The sequence below is a fragment of the Virgibacillus chiguensis genome (assembly GCF_900129865.1).
GTDB classification, from domain to species: domain Bacteria; phylum Bacillota; class Bacilli; order Bacillales; family Amphibacillaceae; genus Virgibacillus; species Virgibacillus chiguensis.
Window position 1 is genome coordinate 60777 of the sequence record NZ_FQXD01000007.1, and the last position, 16344, is coordinate 77120.

At 39.0% G+C, this 16344-nt stretch carries 16 protein-coding genes and 1 pseudogene; 3 read left to right on the forward strand and 14 right to left on the reverse strand.

Annotated features, from left to right (window positions below; genetic code table 11):
- Positions 1 to 164: 164 nt before the first annotated feature.
- Positions 165 to 471 (reverse strand): annotated as a pseudogene (locus BUB45_RS09700) (transposase); the annotation flags it as partial.
- 62 nt (positions 472 to 533) lie between these two features.
- On the opposite strand from BUB45_RS09700, the gene BUB45_RS20170 reads away from it, so the two are divergent.
- Both BUB45_RS20170 and ymzB read left to right on the forward strand, forming a co-directional pair.
- On the forward strand, positions 534 to 785 hold the full coding sequence (locus tag BUB45_RS20170; protein WP_212590759.1) for a hypothetical protein: 252 nt from the start codon (positions 534 to 536) through the stop codon (positions 783 to 785).
- A gap of 177 nt (positions 786 to 962) precedes the next feature.
- Positions 963 to 1313: a protein YmzB gene (gene ymzB / locus BUB45_RS09705; RefSeq protein ID WP_073008030.1), complete on the forward strand. Its 351-nt coding sequence runs from the start codon at positions 963 to 965 to the stop codon at positions 1311 to 1313.
- 191 nt (positions 1314 to 1504) lie between these two features.
- Here ymzB and yhbH read toward each other — a convergent pair whose 3' ends face one another.
- Both yhbH and BUB45_RS09715 read right to left on the reverse strand, forming a co-directional pair.
- Positions 1505 to 2671 carry a sporulation protein YhbH gene (yhbH, locus tag BUB45_RS09710; RefSeq protein WP_073008033.1) on the reverse strand — a complete coding sequence of 389 codons (1167 nt, stop codon included), beginning with the start codon at positions 2669 to 2671 and terminating at the stop codon, positions 1505 to 1507.
- Between the two features lie 310 nt (positions 2672 to 2981).
- A complete protein-coding gene (locus tag BUB45_RS09715; protein WP_073008036.1) occupies positions 2982 to 4877 on the reverse strand; it encodes a PrkA family serine protein kinase in 1896 nt (631 codons plus the stop codon).
- A 657-nt stretch (positions 4878 to 5534) separates the two neighbouring features.
- Between BUB45_RS09715 and BUB45_RS09720 the strand changes: the two genes are divergently transcribed.
- A complete protein-coding gene (locus BUB45_RS09720) occupies positions 5535 to 5792 on the forward strand; it encodes a hypothetical protein (protein ID WP_073008039.1) in 258 nt (85 codons plus the stop codon).
- Between the two features lie 33 nt (positions 5793 to 5825).
- Here BUB45_RS09720 and BUB45_RS09725 read toward each other — a convergent pair whose 3' ends face one another.
- The 11 genes from BUB45_RS09725 to phnH form a co-directional block, all read right to left on the reverse strand.
- A complete protein-coding gene (locus BUB45_RS09725) occupies positions 5826 to 6683 on the reverse strand; it encodes a PhnE/PtxC family ABC transporter permease (protein ID WP_073008042.1) in 858 nt (285 codons plus the stop codon).
- Positions 6683 to 7468 (reverse strand): phosphonate ABC transporter, permease protein PhnE, encoded by a 786-nt coding sequence (gene phnE / locus BUB45_RS09730; protein WP_073008065.1) that lies wholly within the window; start codon positions 7466 to 7468, stop codon positions 6683 to 6685. The genes BUB45_RS09725 and phnE overlap by 1 nt, the downstream gene beginning before the upstream one ends.
- Before the next feature lie 12 nt (positions 7469 to 7480).
- Positions 7481 to 8245, reverse strand: coding sequence for a phosphonate ABC transporter ATP-binding protein (phnC, locus tag BUB45_RS09735; protein WP_073008068.1), 765 nt, complete (start codon positions 8243 to 8245; stop codon positions 7481 to 7483).
- A gap of 264 nt (positions 8246 to 8509) precedes the next feature.
- Positions 8510 to 9553, reverse strand: coding sequence for a PhnD/SsuA/transferrin family substrate-binding protein (locus BUB45_RS09740; RefSeq protein WP_073008071.1), 1044 nt, complete (start codon positions 9551 to 9553; stop codon positions 8510 to 8512).
- A gap of 470 nt (positions 9554 to 10023) precedes the next feature.
- Positions 10024 to 10839: a PHP domain-containing protein gene (locus BUB45_RS09745; protein WP_073008074.1), complete on the reverse strand. Its 816-nt coding sequence runs from the start codon at positions 10837 to 10839 to the stop codon at positions 10024 to 10026.
- Positions 10829 to 11551: a phosphonate C-P lyase system protein PhnL gene (gene phnL / locus BUB45_RS09750; RefSeq protein ID WP_073008077.1), complete on the reverse strand. Its 723-nt coding sequence runs from the start codon at positions 11549 to 11551 to the stop codon at positions 10829 to 10831. Before phnL ends, BUB45_RS09745 begins: the two co-directional genes overlap by 11 nt.
- A gap of 20 nt (positions 11552 to 11571) precedes the next feature.
- The gene (gene phnM, locus BUB45_RS09755) at positions 11572 to 12753 is read right to left on the reverse strand and encodes a phosphonate metabolism protein PhnM (RefSeq protein WP_073008080.1); all 1182 of its coding nucleotides are present in this window, start codon (positions 12751 to 12753) and stop codon (positions 11572 to 11574) included.
- A 13-nt stretch (positions 12754 to 12766) separates the two neighbouring features.
- Positions 12767 to 13606, reverse strand: a complete 840-nt coding sequence (locus BUB45_RS09760; RefSeq protein WP_073008083.1) for an ATP-binding cassette domain-containing protein — start codon at positions 13604 to 13606, stop codon at positions 12767 to 12769.
- Positions 13599 to 14465, reverse strand: a complete 867-nt coding sequence (locus tag BUB45_RS09765; protein ID WP_073008087.1) for an alpha-D-ribose 1-methylphosphonate 5-phosphate C-P-lyase PhnJ — start codon at positions 14463 to 14465, stop codon at positions 13599 to 13601. The genes BUB45_RS09760 and BUB45_RS09765 overlap by 8 nt, the downstream gene beginning before the upstream one ends.
- Positions 14455 to 15573, reverse strand: coding sequence for a carbon-phosphorus lyase complex subunit PhnI (locus tag BUB45_RS09770; RefSeq protein ID WP_073008089.1), 1119 nt, complete (start codon positions 15571 to 15573; stop codon positions 14455 to 14457). The genes BUB45_RS09765 and BUB45_RS09770 overlap by 11 nt, the downstream gene beginning before the upstream one ends.
- Entirely contained in the window at positions 15574 to 16173 is a 600-nt protein-coding gene (phnH, locus tag BUB45_RS09775) for a phosphonate C-P lyase system protein PhnH (RefSeq protein WP_073008092.1), read from the reverse strand.
- Positions 16174 to 16344: the final 171 nt, after the last annotated feature.

A 16344-nucleotide genomic window follows, 5' to 3' on the forward strand; every position in this document is an offset into this window, starting at 1 on the left:
TAGAATATATAGATAAAAGACCTGTGGTAGTATGTCAAGTAAAAATTAAATAGTTTTTTAGTTATCAAGGTACAATTTGCTTAAAAAAGGCAACACTAAACCGACTCCAGTAAATATGTGTAAAATACTGCAAATTACTCAAAGGATTAGAAGCTAATTATGCTTCATGTATTGACGCTCCTTTGTGGCGTGTAAATTTGGTTTTTGCGCAGTAGCGCAACCACCAAACGCACTAATTTTCTTGCAGTTAAGACGAGGGCTCTTTTGTATTGATGCTTTGGTACTTCATCGAACTTCTCGCGTAATACTCTTTGTATTCAGGAACATGCCTTCTTACCAAGTTGGCGGCTTCAACGAGTAATAACGGAGATACTGATTTCCATTACGCGATAACGATGTGTCGCCAGCTGTAAAGCGACTAGATTGGTGTTTACGCCAACAGAGTCCTGCATATTTGGCGATCTTCGCTTCGTGAATTGTCCCAAATGATCCTAAGACCATTATCTAGGAACATCACGGAACGTCCAAGACATTTGACATATTATCTTAGGTCTTTACTAATTCATGAGTTTGTCCAAACCAAGTTACTTGGAACGGAAGGCGGCGACTCCAGCGGGAAAAGCATAAGACTTGAGACCCCGCAACGAGCGTTTTTTGCGAGTGAGGAGGCTCAAGCCATGCCCGCGGAAAGCGTCCGCCTACAGTGGAAAGTAACGGTAGCACTAGCTGCAATCCCAAATAAAAAAGGAAGCGATCTAATTTCGATATCAAATCCATATTTTTAAAAGCTGTGGTCAATTGATTCTCATTGGCGCTACAGCTTTTTCCTTTTTTAGGAAAGAAAAGCGTCCTCCATATACTTGCGACAAGCCTAGTTTTTCTAATGACCTTCAGCGAAAATACAGATGTTAACGTATGATTTTCCATGGAAGGGGGAAATATCATAATAGGAGGAATGGAATATGAAAAAGCAATTTTTAGATATAGAAGCGTTTAATAAACTTTTACAAAAATGGAATGGAAAACAGATAAAAGTTTCCAAACAAGAGTTAAATGATTATGATGAGGCAATTATTGACTTATCTGCAATTACGTATGAGACACATACACGTCGACTAGATGACTATGAACCTCTACATACATTACAACTAAATGGCGCCGGCAAAGTTAAAACCGATTATAAATCCTATCAAACACTCCCTACATTCATATATGAAATCCCTTTAGAGAACTCATCACTATACCAATTTGACGGCGAGCGCTTTGCTTTGGTGACGGATCGGGCTATCTATACAATTGAAATTTTCCAGTAAGTCTTGAGAGTTAAGAAGAAAAATAGGAGTTTAGAGACTTTTTTTCATTTATCTTGCTCCATATACAGATACAATGCGCTTCATAGCAAGTTTCCTAACAACAGAAAGATCCGAAATAAAAAGCCAGTGCACAAACAGCAATTACCGTTTTATGCACTGGAAATGCAACACAATATCTATATTGTTTTTCCTTACGTTTGTGCTGTTACAACTTGTTGGGTGAAAAACGCCTTTAGCGCCTCATAAATATCTTTTTTCTCTTTTACGATATAATAGCGAAATTTTGGATTATCCAATTGGTCAAACGTACGCATTAACGTCGATCTCCTGTGAAAAGTGTTCACCTCTCCGTAACCAAACATACTTGAAAAACGCATTAACTCTTCTACCAGCTCTATACATAACGGATTATCAGAGGTCATATTCTCTCCATCTGAAAAATGAACGGGATAAATATTATAGCGTGAAGGAGAATACGTTTTTTTGATAAGTTCCAATGCTTTTAAATAAGCAGAAGAACATATGGTGCCACCGCTCTCTCCTTTGGAAAAAAAATCTCCCTCTGACACAACTTTTGCTTCTGTATGGTGGGCAATAAATTCAATATCCACTGTTTCATATTTTGTACGTAAAAACCTCGTCATCCAAAAGAAGAAACTTCTGGCTACATACTTTTCAAAAATCCCCATCGAAGCACTTGTATCCATCATAGCTAAAACGACCGCTTTAGACTCTGGTTTTGTTATATCATTCCATGTTTTAAATCGCAAATCATCCTCATATATTGGCGTAATTCCTGGTCTTCCTTCTGTAGCATTACGCTTGATCGCTGTTAAAATAGTGCGCTTCTTATCTATATTTCCCATTAACCCTTTCTTACGTACATCATTAAATTCTGTTTTTTCCGTTATGATCTCAGCTTGTTCCTTTTCTTGTAGATTGGGGAGCTCCAACTGTTGAAATAGGGCGTGCTCAATTTCTTCTAAGGATACTTCTGCTTCATAGTAATCTGCCCCTGGCTGATCGCCCGCTTTTTTTCCTTTCCCAGCCGCCTGACCATCGCCGCCAGGTGCTCTAGCTATAATATCACCAACTTTACTATCCCCTTTTCCCTGTCCTACTTGTTTCGTTTTATCGTAGTTATAACGAATTTTATACTCATCTAATGATCGAATGGGGATTTTCATCACTTGTTTCCCATCAGACATAATAATATTTTCTTCACTTACTAAATCAGGCAAGTTATTTTTTATCGCTTCCTTCACCTTATCCATATGACGCGTTTGGTCTTGGTAACCTTTGCGATGGAGGGACCAATTTTCCTTTGAAACGACAAAATTTCCTTTTTCCTCATGCATCGCATCCCCTCCTTCGTATTATTCAAACTAGTAATACGTTTCTATATCCTATGCATGAAGGGTAATATTATTGCATTATTTTGACTGTTTGGACATAATTTATTTTATAAAGCTTATTAGAAAAACTTGGCTTGTCATCAAGTTTTATGAGTAATTTTTCTTATACTATAAACCTTTACACTTTTATACGTTCCTATATTAGAAAAAGTAGCTTATCGAAAAATCATTGTGTATCGAATAATATAAAGCTCTAGATAACAAAAGCACCCTCTTCGTTTTGGTAAAAGAGGATGCCTTTATTCATCGACCACTACCTATTCAACAAACTGCCTACATAACGAAGCAACTCATTCGCTGATACGGAATTATAGCCGTATTCATCAATTAGGCGAGCAATGACTTCATTAATCTTCTTTAGCTGCGATTCGTCTGGCGTTTTAGAAGACGTCGTTATTTTAACAACATCTTTTAAATCAGCAAACAATTTTTTCTGAATCGCTTCACGCAATCGCTCATGAGAGTTGTAATCGAATCGCTTCCCTTTGCGAGCAAACGCCGATATTCGAATGAGGATCTCTTCACGAAACGTTTTTTTAGCATTCTCCGAAATACCAATCTGTTCCTCAATAGAACGCATTAACTTTTCATCCGGATTCATCTCTTCCCCAGTCAGGGGATCTTTTAACTTATTTTTATTGCAGTACGCTTCTACATTATCTAAATAGTTATCCATTAATGTTTTCGCTGACTCTTCATAGGAATATACAAACGCTTTTTGCACTTCCTTCTTAGCTATTTCATCGTATTCCTTTCTAGCAACCGAAATATAATTCATATACGTTTCCTTATCATCATCCGAAATAGACGGGTGCTGACTAAGTCCTTCTTTTAAGGAACGGAGCACATCTAAAGCATTAATTGCTGGGACTTCTTTACGAATAATTGCAGAGGAAATACGATTGATAACATAACGGGGATCAATCCCATTCATCCCTTCGACCGGAAATTCATCCTTTAGCTCATCCACATCTGCTTGATTATACCCTTCTACACTTTCACCGTCATACAGACGCATTTTTTTAATTAAATCCACACCCGGTTTCTTTGAATCTTCCAATCTCGTTAAAATAGAAAAAATAGCAGCTACTCTTAATGCATGTGGCGCAATATGGACATGAGCCATATCGCTTTCACGAATCATTTTTTGATAAATCCTTTCTTCTTCGCTAACTTTTAAATTGTACGGTATCGGCATCACGATAATTCGTGAATGCAAGGCTTCATTTTTTTGGTTCGCAATAAAAGAGCGATATTCCGCCTCATTTGTATGGGCGACAATTAATTCATCTGCACTGATCAGCGCAAACCTACCCGCTTTAAAATTCCCTTCCTGCGTCAAGGATAATAAATGCCATAAAAATTTCTCATCACACTTAAGCATTTCTTGAAATTCCATCATCCCTCGATTCGCTTTGTTCAATTCCCCATCAAATCGATAAGCTCGTGGATCTGATTCTGAACCGTATTCTGCAATGGTAGAAAAATCAATGCTTCCAGTTAAATCTGCAATGTCTTGTGACTTTGGATCAGACGGGCTAAACGTACCAATCCCTACCCGTTTATCCTCAGAGAAAAAAATACGTTCTACGCGTACATCCTCTATTTTTCCATTATATTCCTTTTCCAATCGCATCGTATTTAGCGGTGATAAACTTCCTTCAATGCGTATGCCATATTCCTCCAAAAATTCTTGGCGTAAATGCGGTGGAATTAGATGGAGAGGATCTTCCTGCATGGGGCAACCTTTTATCGCATAAACCGCTCCCTCATCTGTACGTGAATATTTTTCTAATCCCCGCTTTAGCATCGTAACAATCGTTGATTTCCCACCACTTACGGGTCCCATTAATAATAAAATACGTTTACGTACATCGAGCCGTTTCGCTGCAGGGTGAAAATATTCTTCTACAAGCCGCTCAATTGCTTCTTCCAAACCAAATATTTCTTCACCAAAAAATTCATACATTCTTTTGCTATCTCGTTCCGTAATACCTGCACTTTTAATCATATTATAAATTCGTGAATGAGCAGTTTGCGCTACTTCTGGACGTTGTTTAATGATGTCTAAATACTCCCCAAATGTCCCTTCCCACTTTAACTGCTGTTCTTCTTCTCGATACTGCTTTACTTTGTTAAGAATATCCATGTCATTCCTCCATCCAGTGCTCAATTACTATAGCCTATGCAGGCACATACTTTATGATTCCTTGCCTATTAAATTGCATCGGATGTAAGGAAGCGCAAGTTAGCTCATGCTGTGTAGTAGAACACACTTTCTTTAACTGTTCGAGAAGAACAACTCAGCTTGTGTTTCATTGATTTCCAAAATGGTTCAATGATCTCCTAAAGTTTACAATCTATTTGAACGCATTTTTTAGCAAGTTGGCTAATCTCCACCTATTTGTTAACAGATCGTTTACTCATCGGAAGGCAGTTGCCATTCTACATGCAATGAATTTATAGCTTGTAGTAGTTGATTTTCACCTTGTATCTTATATTCCTTGATATCTTCCCCCCAAAAAATATGGCATGTGTTTCTAGCTTCGGCGTAAAATCGTCTTGTTCTAGTGAAGCAACACGAACGTTAATAACGGAATATTCAGAACTATATAGTTAGAAAATGGCATCTAAACACGGTTATGAAATAAGCTCCCCATTCATTTTAGTTTCCCTATATATATAGCATAAAATATGTAGCAGATGCATTTCAATAGATATCTTTTCTGGGTTATAATAGGTTAAATTCCAAATTCCTGTTACCACATATTATAGATACAGAGATTAGGATATAGGGGGGTAAATAATGGAAGGAGTTGATGAGTTTATAGTTCTAACGCTAATACATGGCTGTATTATATATGTATTAAGTATGTTGCTTAAAGATAAAAAAATAGTTCTTCCTATTATTTGTAGCTTACTTAGTATGATTTTACTATTTGTTAGCTTTAAGGAAGCTGGTTTTAGCGGAATGAATCTTGCCTTCATAGGTACATCTGCTCTAATTGCCTCCATTATAAATATGTTTATTATTTCAATAATAATGTTCAAAAAAGACAAGTAAAAACCGACGCAAGAGCTCCGTCGGTTAAGACGTCTAATTCCGTACGCTAGATGGGAAATAGCGATTTTTTAATTGGGTGGAAAACACTTCTAAAATAATCGCAATGATCAGGATAGCGTACGTAATGAATCCAACTTCGCTAAGATCAAAATAGAATCCTGAAGCCATAAATAATTCAAAGCCAATACCGCCAGCTCCGGCAGCAGCTCCCATAGCAACTGCGACAGCAAAATTGATTTCAAAACGGAGGAAAGTCCAAGATAATATATATGTAAACGTGGAAGGCATAATACCGTGTATTACAACATGCCACCAGCTTGAACCTGTCGCTCTTAATGCTTCTAGAATACCTTTATCCACTTCTTCAAACGCCTCTGAAAAAGCTTTTACAAGATACGCAATGGAATGAAACAACATTCCTAAAACGGCAGCTTCACTTCCGAGTCCAGCAGCAATGGCAAAAATAAGTACCCATAATACAGTTGGAACCGCTCGAATAAAAGCGACAATAACACGAACAACCTTCGTCACCCATTCCTTTGATAAATTAGTTGCAGCCATAAGCGCTAAAAAGAACGCAATAACAGCACCAATAATCGTAGACAAAACAGCAAGACCAAGGGTAACCCCAACTTGATAAAACGCTTCTGCCCAAGTAAAATGATTTAGCGCTGGTTCAAAAAACATCACTTTTAAGTTTTGTCCCGTTTCTACAATGGCGGTCCATAACTCCAACCCTGTGTAATCAAAAAGCAGAAATGCAGTAACGGTTAAAACAAAAAGCAACATCATTGTCAGACGGATAACGCGTTCCGATTTACTTCCAGCTTTAATAGAAATACGTCCATTTCTCTTTCGCTTCATATACGTAGGGTTCGCTACTGTTTCCATTACATAATCACCTTCCGTATATAGTTTGACATCAACTCAATGATAATTACGGCGATTACAATGCTAAAGGTAACGAGAGCAACGACATTGTAATTCATCGATTTATAATACATATCAAATGTATAGCCAATACCTGTCCCTGTTAAAATACCTACTAAGGTGGCGCTACGAATATTCGTTTCAATCATAAATAATATCCAACTAATCATTTGCGGTAAGCTTTGTGGGATGACGGCTTTATTTACAATATGAAAATAAGTGGCACCTGTAGCTGTTAAAGCCTCCACCGCACTATGGCTTGCTTCATCAATGGACTCAATAAAAGCTCTCGTTAAAAAGCCAACTGTTCCTACAAATAACGCTAAATACCCCGTTAATGAATTTTGACCAAAGGAAAGTAATAAAATAAGCGCCCAAGCAACAACAGGTATATTACGAGATACGGAAGCAATAAACCGGGCAAATGTACTTAAAAATCCATTGATGCTCGTTGTTTTTGATCCCATAATACCAAGGAAAATGGAAACAACTGCAGCCGTTGTCGTTGCTGCAATTGACATGAAAATGGTCTCCACAAGCTTATCTAAAATAGTCGGTAGCTTCTCTAACGATTCTTGCGTTATAAGTAGATTCGAAAACATCCAACCAATTGCTTCTGGAAAAGCTACTAATCCATCTATGAAATTAAATTTCGTTATTGCTGCAGATAAATACGTAATGGCAATAATAATGATTAATGCTATCGTCATTTGCCATTTTCGTTTTTGCATTACCTTTTCACTCACGACCATTTCCCCTCACACTGTTATTAATTCTCGCATTTCCGTTCCATAAATACGATTCGTTTTCTCCTCGGTCAGCTGATAATTGGTTCCATCAAATACAACTTCTCCCTGATTTAAACCGATAATGCGATCTGAATATTGTTGTGCGACTTCCACTTGATGCAAATTGACAAGACAAGTAATGCCTAGCTCGGAAGTAATTGACTTTAAATGATCCATAATAATTTTCGAAGAGTTTGGATCAAGTGACGCAATCGGCTCATCACAAAGAACAAGTTTCGGACCTTGAATCAATGCACGGGCAATGCCAACTCGTTGCTGCTGTCCTCCACTTAACTGATCACAACGCTTATACGCATGTTCTTCAATGCCAAGCTTGCGAAGCAGATAAAAAGCTTGCTCTTTTTCTTTTTCTGTAAAACGGCTCATGATGCCTTGCAAAGTCGTCTTATAGCCTAATCGTCCATGCAGCACATTTTCAATTACTGTTAAACGTGGAACTAAATTATAATGTTGAAACACCATTCCAATGTTTGTACGCAATTGGCGTAGTGCACGTTTTTTCAATTGTGTCACAGGGGCGTTATCAAAGATCACTTCCCCGCTACTAATAGGTACCATCTGATTCACACAGCGTAATAAAGTAGATTTCCCTGCACCAGATGGACCGATAATAGAAACAAATTCTCCAGCCTTTACGGAAAAAGAAATATCTTTTAATACCTTCGTCTCGTTATCGTACGACTTACTTAGTCTTGCAATTTGTAAAAGTGCCATGAATAGGCTCCCTCCCATAATGTGAGCAGAGAATCCCTCCGCTTCTTTTAGCTAAACATATTTAGAAAAACTAAATTTATCATCACGTCTTCCACCTATATTGCGCTCTTATACGAAAACCTAAAATTTTCCTATTGTACAAAAATGCGTATAAGTAAGGTAACAGCATCACAACTTCTTTTTTTATAAGAGTTTGTTAAGTTATGCCTTTGGTACTAACAATTAGCGGGGGATAATTTCCCCCCCACTTGATTGAAAACTTGTTTATTGAAGTTCACGAATAGGGTCAAACCAATCATCTTCTGCTGGTGCAAAGCGTTCTTTATCTGTTTTAAAGAATAATGCCGATTGCTCAGCGTCTTCTGGAACAAAAATACCTTCATTACTCGCAACTTCATCGGAGGTCAAAGCTTCTTGAAGCTTTTTAAAATCTTCTTCACCTAATGTATCCATATTTGCGGCAAATGGCGCATTAAGCACTGGCGTTACACTCATTAACGTAAATTCTTTTCCTGCTACTTTATTAAAAGGTTGTTCTGCGTCGTCTTTCACTTTATAAATAGAGCCAACTTCATTTTCTTCTCCTTCAGCTACTTCTACATAGTTTTCTACACATGTATCACAAAACGCTGCTACATCGGCATTTCCATCTAATAAATTTACCGCTGAACCTTGGTGGGAGTTACCAAACAGTACTTGTGAGAATAGAGGGCCGCCTTCCATTAAATCTTCTTCGGTTAAATCTTTGTACTCCTCTTGCTCTGTGAAGTGGGAAAGAATACCAGCTGATGGTACTTTAAAACCAGAAGTGGAGCTGTTAGAAACGAAAGAAAATTTCTTATCTGCTATCGTATCTAGAGAATATTCACCATCTTGTTTATAATTTTCTTGGTCATCCACATTGACAGCTAACCAGCTATGATAAACAGCATCGTCTAACGTACCAGAAGGACCAGTTGGAACGACGATAGGCTGCACTGCATCGTTATTTTCATTCGCTTCAATATAACCTTGTGCACCCATGAATGCTATATCTGCGTTATTATTCACTAACGTCTCAATTGCAATCGCATAATCTGTTGTTAAGTGGTGCTCTACTTCTTTTCCAGTAGCATCAGCGATCACTTTACCAATTTCATCACGAGATGATTTCAAATCTTCTCCCGACTCATTTGGATACCATACAACATCAATCACATCATCTACTTCTGTTTTTTCCTCTTCCGTACTAGCGTTTCCTTCCGAACAACCAACAGCAAATACAGCTAATAAAAGCAAAACACCAAATCTAGTTAACGTCTTTTTCATGTTAACGCTCCTTCATATTCATAGATTAGTTGATAAAGCAATTTTTCGTTTTCGTTTGCACGAATAAGTGAATATTTCCTCCCTATGGGTAGCTTGCCATCTTTTCCTTACTATTAAAACATAAAATAATTGAATAGAGTTTATATTTACAATATATTTACATGAAATTTAATAAATTAACATTGTTTACATTATAAGATAAAGTACATTATTAATCAGCGAGACTTCCTTCCCCACTGTTTGTTTAGCACGAGCTAAAAGCCTCTAATTGAATGGATAATTTAGATTCTGTTACTCCCACTTACACTTGTTCAGCGCTCACATCTCCAATTCTTGAAGTGGAAGGCTTACAGCACCTTATATCCGGGATCAACGGCTGCCTCGTCATAAAGACTCATAAGTCAGCTTTTCTTTTTCGCTTAAAACAAACCGCTAAACATATGGGTCATTGTAGCTCTTATTGAAGAAAGTCAATCTATTAACGAACGACTCAGAAAAGAAGGACTTGTAATTTCCCCTACTTCTATTGGCATGCCAAAACTACCATGGTAGTCCGTCCCACCAGTCATAATCAAATCATAGGTGTGAGCTAAATCCTCAACCCGTTGATGATCTTCTGCTGTGTGATCAGGGTGATTGCGTTCAATACCGCCCAAGCCAACTTCGACAAGTTCGGGAATAAGCTCATAAGAATCGAGTTGTCCAGGGTGGGCAACAACAGCGATACCACCATCAGCTACAACTGCTTCTACAGCAAGAAATGCGTCTACATATTCGATATCACCAGATGCTGGACCTTCCCCTTTAAAAAGTTTGCGGTATAGTGCTTGATAAAGATCCGATTCGTATGCGGCTGATGTAATTTGCTGCATCACATGCTGCTTGTAAATCGTTCTACTTGGCCGTGCCATTTCGATGATGGTTTGTGAATTAATTGGATAAGCTTGTTGATTTATTTGCTCGATTTGCCAAAGCGTATGCGCCTGCCTTCTATTGCGCACCGTTTTACAGAGTGCCTCTATGTTCTTGGCATCTCGGTAATAATCATAGCCAAGGATATGCACTTTACGATCTCGTTTAAAATCATAGGCTGAGATTTCAATTCCGGGAATGACTTCAATGCCATATGCTTTCCCTAAAGCTTGTTTTTCGTTTAAGCCATCAATGCTATCGTGATCCACAAAGCTCATTTGCGAAACGCCATTTTTCGCTGCCCGCTCCAATACCCTTGCTACGTGTTCCGAACCATCGGAATACGTGCTATGCACATGCAGGTCAGCTTTCATCAATAACGCCTTCTTTCACAAATTTATCTTGACTGAATTGCATATCAAACACATGATCACATAAGCCATCCATAAATTCGATGTCGTGAAAAATACCAACTAACGTCGTTCCACTTGCTTTCAATTTTTCAATGATTTCACGTACTTTTATTTTCGATTGCTGATCCAAACTGGCTGTTGGCTCATCAAGTAATAACAGGCGAGGCTTCTTCACCGTTGCCATGGCAATATTTAACCGTAGCTTTTCTCCCCCAGAAAATGTATTTGGATAATGGTCCCAAAGTTTTGGATCTAGCTCAAAATGCGTTAACGCCTTTTCTGCTTCTATTTTAGCTGCCTGTTCTGTTGCTCCCATTTCCAACAATGCTTTCTCCACAAGCTCCCGCGATGTTGTCCGTGGCATTACATTTAAAAATTGCGACACATAGCCGATTTCATGCTTACGTAAGTAAAGAATTTCTCGCTCTGTTGCATCCGTTAAATCAATGAACCCATAGCGCGCAGAATGATAAATCATACTTCCCTCATCGGGACGGTAAGTACGATAGATGCTTTTTAAGATCGTTGATTTACCACTACCACTTTTACCAACAATCCCAAGAAACTCTCCCTGCTCCAATGAAAACTGAATATGCTCCACTGCTTGCCTCGTTTTTCCCAAGTGATGAATTGTAAATCGTTTGCCAAAATCTTTTACTTGCAGCATTGTCATTACCAAGAGCCTCCTTTACATTAATTCATTCGATAATTTGTCGTCGTGATTAAGGCGCCGTTTACCATCGTCGCTGTTAACATAGGATAGCCATCATCCATTCGTTCAATCACTAGCATATCTGCTTTTTTACCCGGTTTAATGGAACCAATTTCATCATCCATTCGTACAGCTTTAGCAGGATTCAACGTGACTTTCATAAACATGTCATGCAAATTATTTCCGTCGTTTTCACTTAAAGAAAAGATAGCGTGCAGTAAGGCCGCCGGGTAATAATCGCTGCATAAAATATCAATACAATCTTCTTTAATTGCTTCAGCAGCTGACAAATTGCCGGAATGTGAACCGCCAAGTAATACGTTAGGAGCACCAGCTATTGTCTTCAGTCCCAGTTCCTTCGCCTTTTTCGCAATTTCCATCGTAATTGGAAATTCGCTAATCGTTGTGCCAAATGATTGCACAAGGTGCAGCTTATCCACATTATCATCATCATGTGAAGCCACGGCTATCCCTTTGGATATAGCTAACTCAGCAACCTCCTGCATACGTTCAATGGTCATACACTCGACGTTTTGTCGTTCTTGAATAATGGTTTGTACAGCCTCGTTAGATAAATTACGGTAGCCTTGTAATGTTTCCCTATACACTTCTAAATCACGGTATTGCCCTTGCCCAGGTGTATGATCCATAAACGATAGCAAGTGGACCTTATCTGCTTCCATATTGCGGATTAACCGATCGACTTCCAAAATATTGTCAATTTCAAACCGCGCATGTAGGCGATGACGGATTAAATGTAGCTCATGATGCGTGTTTGCAATGGCATCTACCATACGTTGGACATTTTCAGGCTGACGGATAGGTTTATGGTCAAACGCATCTTCTCGATAAAACGATAGCGAGTGGAACATCGTTGTAATACCATGCCCAACCAAAATCTTCTCTGCTTCTCTTAAACTAATATTAAAATCCATCACACTGGTCGGCCTTGGCGAAGCAAGAGTTTCAATATAATCCGAATGAATATCAATAAATCCTGGAGAAATAAAACCCCCATTGGCATTTATTTTTTCAGCATGGGCGTAGTTATCAATTTCTGCTTCAGGAACGATCGCTTGAATTGTATCCCCTTCTACCACGACGGCATAATTTTCCAAGATTGTTTCTTCGGTAATGACATTTCCATTATGAATGACATACACAATAGGTGACCTCCTATAATAACGAGTAAACTAAACGTTGCGTATAAGCATGTTGTGGATCTTCTAAGATTTGATCCGTTAACCCTTCTTCGATGACGGAACCATTCAGCATCACCATCGTTCGATCTGCTAGCATCCGAATAACAGCCAGATCATGGGAAACGACAATCATACTAATTCCCCACTCTCTCTGAATCTGTTTAATCAAATCAAGCACATTTGCCTGTACAGACAAATCAAGCCCTGTCGTTACTTCATCTAAAAATAGAATCGGCGGATTATTCGATAATGCTTTTGCTATTTGGACGCGCTGTTGCATTCCTCCAGAAAAGTTTTGCGGCTCTTCCTTCGAGCGAAACAACGGAATTTGCACATGTTCAAGCAGTTTATTTCCTGTACTTTCCATAGATGAGACATGACGATTTCCCGCTGCAATCAGTTTTTCGGCAATATTTCCAATCGAAGAAAAGTTCATCTTCAACCCATTGACTGGATTTTGATAAACCATTCCGTATTTATGATTACGGATATATCGTTGCTTCTGTGGAGATAATTGAAAGACATTTAGCCCATTTAATTCGCCGTTATAGATAAAAGCTTCCCCAGAAGTAACGGGCGCATCAAAGTAAAGGCATTGCATCATGGTTGATTTCCCACTACCGCTTTCGCCAACAATGCCAAGTATTTCTCCTGGAAACAAGTCCAAAGATACATCCTGACATGCATAAACTGTTCCACAAATAGGGCAATAATTTTTCTCCAACTGTCGATCTACTTTATTACGACAATGGGTACACCCGTTACCAAACTGTTTATTTAAGTTCCGAACTTGCAATATTGGTTCTTCATGCATGATGATGTTCCACCTCCACTTGCTCTTGGCTGTTCAATCTATCTATACAGTAGCTCGTATCATTACACTGATAATAAGCTTTTCCTGTTGTTTCATCGACCAATTCATCAAGGAACACATCATTTGCACCGCATAAATGACATGCCTGATCTGCAAATGTTTCCACGGTAAACGGATAATCTTCAAAAGCAAGTGACGTTACATCGGTATATGGTGGCACGGCATAAATTTTCTTTTCCCGCCCTGCACCGAGCAAGGTCAATGCTTTCGAAGTATGCATTTTCGGATTATCGAACCTTGGGATGGGACTTGGCGCCATCACGTAGCGTCCATTTACATAGACAGGATGATCGGCACCTGTTGCTGTTTTACCGTATTTCATAATTTGCTCAAATAATAAGAGCCACGCGCCGCTATATTCTTCTTCTGCATGCAATCGTTTGGTTACATATTCACTAGCTTCGACATCACGTAATGGTTCTGGCGTTGGAACTTGTAATACTAAAATTTGCTCTTCGGTTAATGGAACTTCTGGAATCCGATGTCTAGATTGGATTAAGGAAGCGTCCTCTGTCTGGTCGGTTAATTCCACACCTGTTGTTTGCTGGACTAACTTTTTTATACTAACGGCATTCACTGACTCATCTGCACCTTGGTCAATTACTTTTAAACAATCTTCTTTACCAATCAACGATAACGTCAGCTGTAATCCACCTGTTCCCCAACCTCTTGCAATTGGCATTTCTCTTGATGCAAATGGAACTTGATAGCCAGGAATTGCGACTGCTTTTAACGTCGTGCGGCGAATTTCCTTCTTTGATCCTTCATCAAAAAACGCAAAATGTGTTTTATTCTTCATTACTCTCTCCCTTTCTTTTAACCTCACGTACACTATTCAGCTTCGATTGGAAAGTGACATAATGTGGGAGTTTCAAATGTGATATGAACCCTGTTGCTTCTACCGAATCGATATGTAATAGAACGAACTCTTCATCATGTGTCGGGAAACTCGCTTCAGGGTGCTCTAAACATTGGTCAAGAATACTCATCGCAATTGCTTTTGTTTCATTTTGTCCGTAACAAACCCCATAACCAATTTCAAAATCAAGTTCCGCTTCATTTTGTTCGTTTTTGACAGAGACAGGGACAAACGATTCGACTTCGGAAACTTTGATTTCACCAATATAATAGCTATCTTCCTCTGTCTGTTCAGGCTCATTCGGGTGCCCGACATAGATCGGAAGCATGCCAACACGAACTTCACCGACCGTTGGATGCACCTGGCCGTACCCACGTAAGGAAGCATAACCAAGAGCTGTCACGGCACCTGTTTGCCCACGCGTTAATGTTTGTAATCGAGCACTACGCGAAGCTGGAAAAGATAAGTTTTCTTTTGTAATATCTGTCGGAGGTGTATCATCTAATTCATGCCCGCCAAATAACCCCTCTTGGCGTAAATAATCAACTACTTTTGGAAAAAACAATACTTCGTCCTGCGGAGATACTGCTTGCTCCAGTTTATCGACATAGTTTTTCATCCATTGATCATTCTCTAGCTTTGTTTCTGAAGCTAAGGAAAAGTCCAGTAAACGGTGCGTGTAGTCTGTCGTAGAGCCTAAAATTTGCCCGCCAGGAATATCTTTGAAACTGGCAGAAATACGGCGTTCTACCAACATAGATTCAGATTCTACAATATTACTATAATGCAACCTCGGTAATGTTGAACGATGTGCGCGCATAATGAATACAGCCTCTTCCATACTACCTTCTGCTTGCTTAATAGCTAGCGCTGCAAGAAACGGAGAATACAAGCTACTTTCCGACATTACCTGATCGACAAGGGCACGCATGGTTGCCATGATCGTTTTCACTTCAATAACTTCGCTTTCTTGTAAACGATCGTACGTTAACCTTTCAATAGAAGCTTCAATTGCCTTTGTTCCACCTTTAACCGCTACATAACCCATCTACTCCACCTCCTGTACAGAAACCGTTGTTGTCCTAGGAACACAAGCAATCTGCATGATGTCATCCGTGAATATAAGATCGATTCCTAAAGGATACTCTTGCACCGCTTCACTCCTAGCTTGCCAAATGCTTGGAGCGAAACTTGTATGTAAATCCGTTTGCCTCTCAATTCCAGGACCTGTTAATAGTAGTTGCGGCTGATTAGACAACGGCGTTTGACTTTCCATCACCCATGTAGCAGAATACTGTGGATCAACTAAATTCCCTGTTTTACAAGTAGCCATCCCTTCGATAATGGAAGCCTCGGTAGCGTCCTGTAACACAATAATAAAATCAGCTTCTTCCATAGATGCATGTCTGGCTAAAGTATAGGCAGCAATTTTTTCTTCCACGGGCTGCTTATTCTCAGAAATCACATGAAATGACACTTCTCCATCCAATAACGTCATCGCAATGAGTAACGTTGCATCGTGACACGCTACCTCATAGTCCACTTTCTCTTGAAAAGCTTGTAAATTAGCTAGCTTTCCTGGACGAGCCATACGATCTAATAATTTGCGATACACCTTTTGTAAGTCATGAACTTGATCTATCGGCATATAGTCTCTCTCCTGCTCTTATATTTTTAACCAACGATTCCTTGCCATAGGTTACATTCTTTATTGCTCCTGTATTTTTCATCTTGTCTACAACTCTTTTGGCAGAAACCACCGTTTTTCAAATTAAAAATTATATACTTGCCTATCGTGTAAAAAAATCTTCTCCCAGTG

Excerpts from the sequence above, each read along its gene's own strand:
- ymzB (WP_073008030.1), top strand. The coding sequence starts at position 963 with ATGAAAAAGCAATTTTTAGATATAGAAGCGTTTAATAAACTTTTACAA.
- yhbH (WP_073008033.1), bottom strand. The coding sequence starts at position 2,671 with ATGCATGAGGAAAAAGGAAATTTTGTCGTTTCAAAGGAAAATTGGTCC.
- BUB45_RS09715 (WP_073008036.1), bottom strand. The coding sequence starts at position 4,877 with ATGGATATTCTTAACAAAGTAAAGCAGTATCGAGAAGAAGAACAGCAG.
- BUB45_RS09720 (WP_073008039.1), top strand. The coding sequence starts at position 5,535 with ATGGAAGGAGTTGATGAGTTTATAGTTCTAACGCTAATACATGGCTGT.
- BUB45_RS09725 (WP_073008042.1), bottom strand. The coding sequence starts at position 6,683 with ATGGAAACAGTAGCGAACCCTACGTATATGAAGCGAAAGAGAAATGGA.
- phnC (WP_073008068.1), bottom strand. The coding sequence starts at position 8,245 with ATGGCACTTTTACAAATTGCAAGACTAAGTAAGTCGTACGATAACGAG.
- BUB45_RS09740 (WP_073008071.1), bottom strand. The coding sequence starts at position 9,553 with ATGAAAAAGACGTTAACTAGATTTGGTGTTTTGCTTTTATTAGCTGTA.
- BUB45_RS09745 (WP_073008074.1), bottom strand. The coding sequence starts at position 10,839 with ATGAAAGCTGACCTGCATGTGCATAGCACGTATTCCGATGGTTCGGAA.
- phnL (WP_073008077.1), bottom strand. The coding sequence starts at position 11,551 with ATGACAATGCTGCAAGTAAAAGATTTTGGCAAACGATTTACAATTCAT.
- BUB45_RS09760 (WP_073008083.1), bottom strand. The coding sequence starts at position 13,606 with ATGCATGAAGAACCAATATTGCAAGTTCGGAACTTAAATAAACAGTTT.
- BUB45_RS09765 (WP_073008087.1), bottom strand. The coding sequence starts at position 14,465 with ATGAAGAATAAAACACATTTTGCGTTTTTTGATGAAGGATCAAAGAAG.
- BUB45_RS09770 (WP_073008089.1), bottom strand. The coding sequence starts at position 15,573 with ATGGGTTATGTAGCGGTTAAAGGTGGAACAAAGGCAATTGAAGCTTCT.
- phnH (WP_073008092.1), bottom strand. The coding sequence starts at position 16,173 with ATGCCGATAGATCAAGTTCATGACTTACAAAAGGTGTATCGCAAATTA.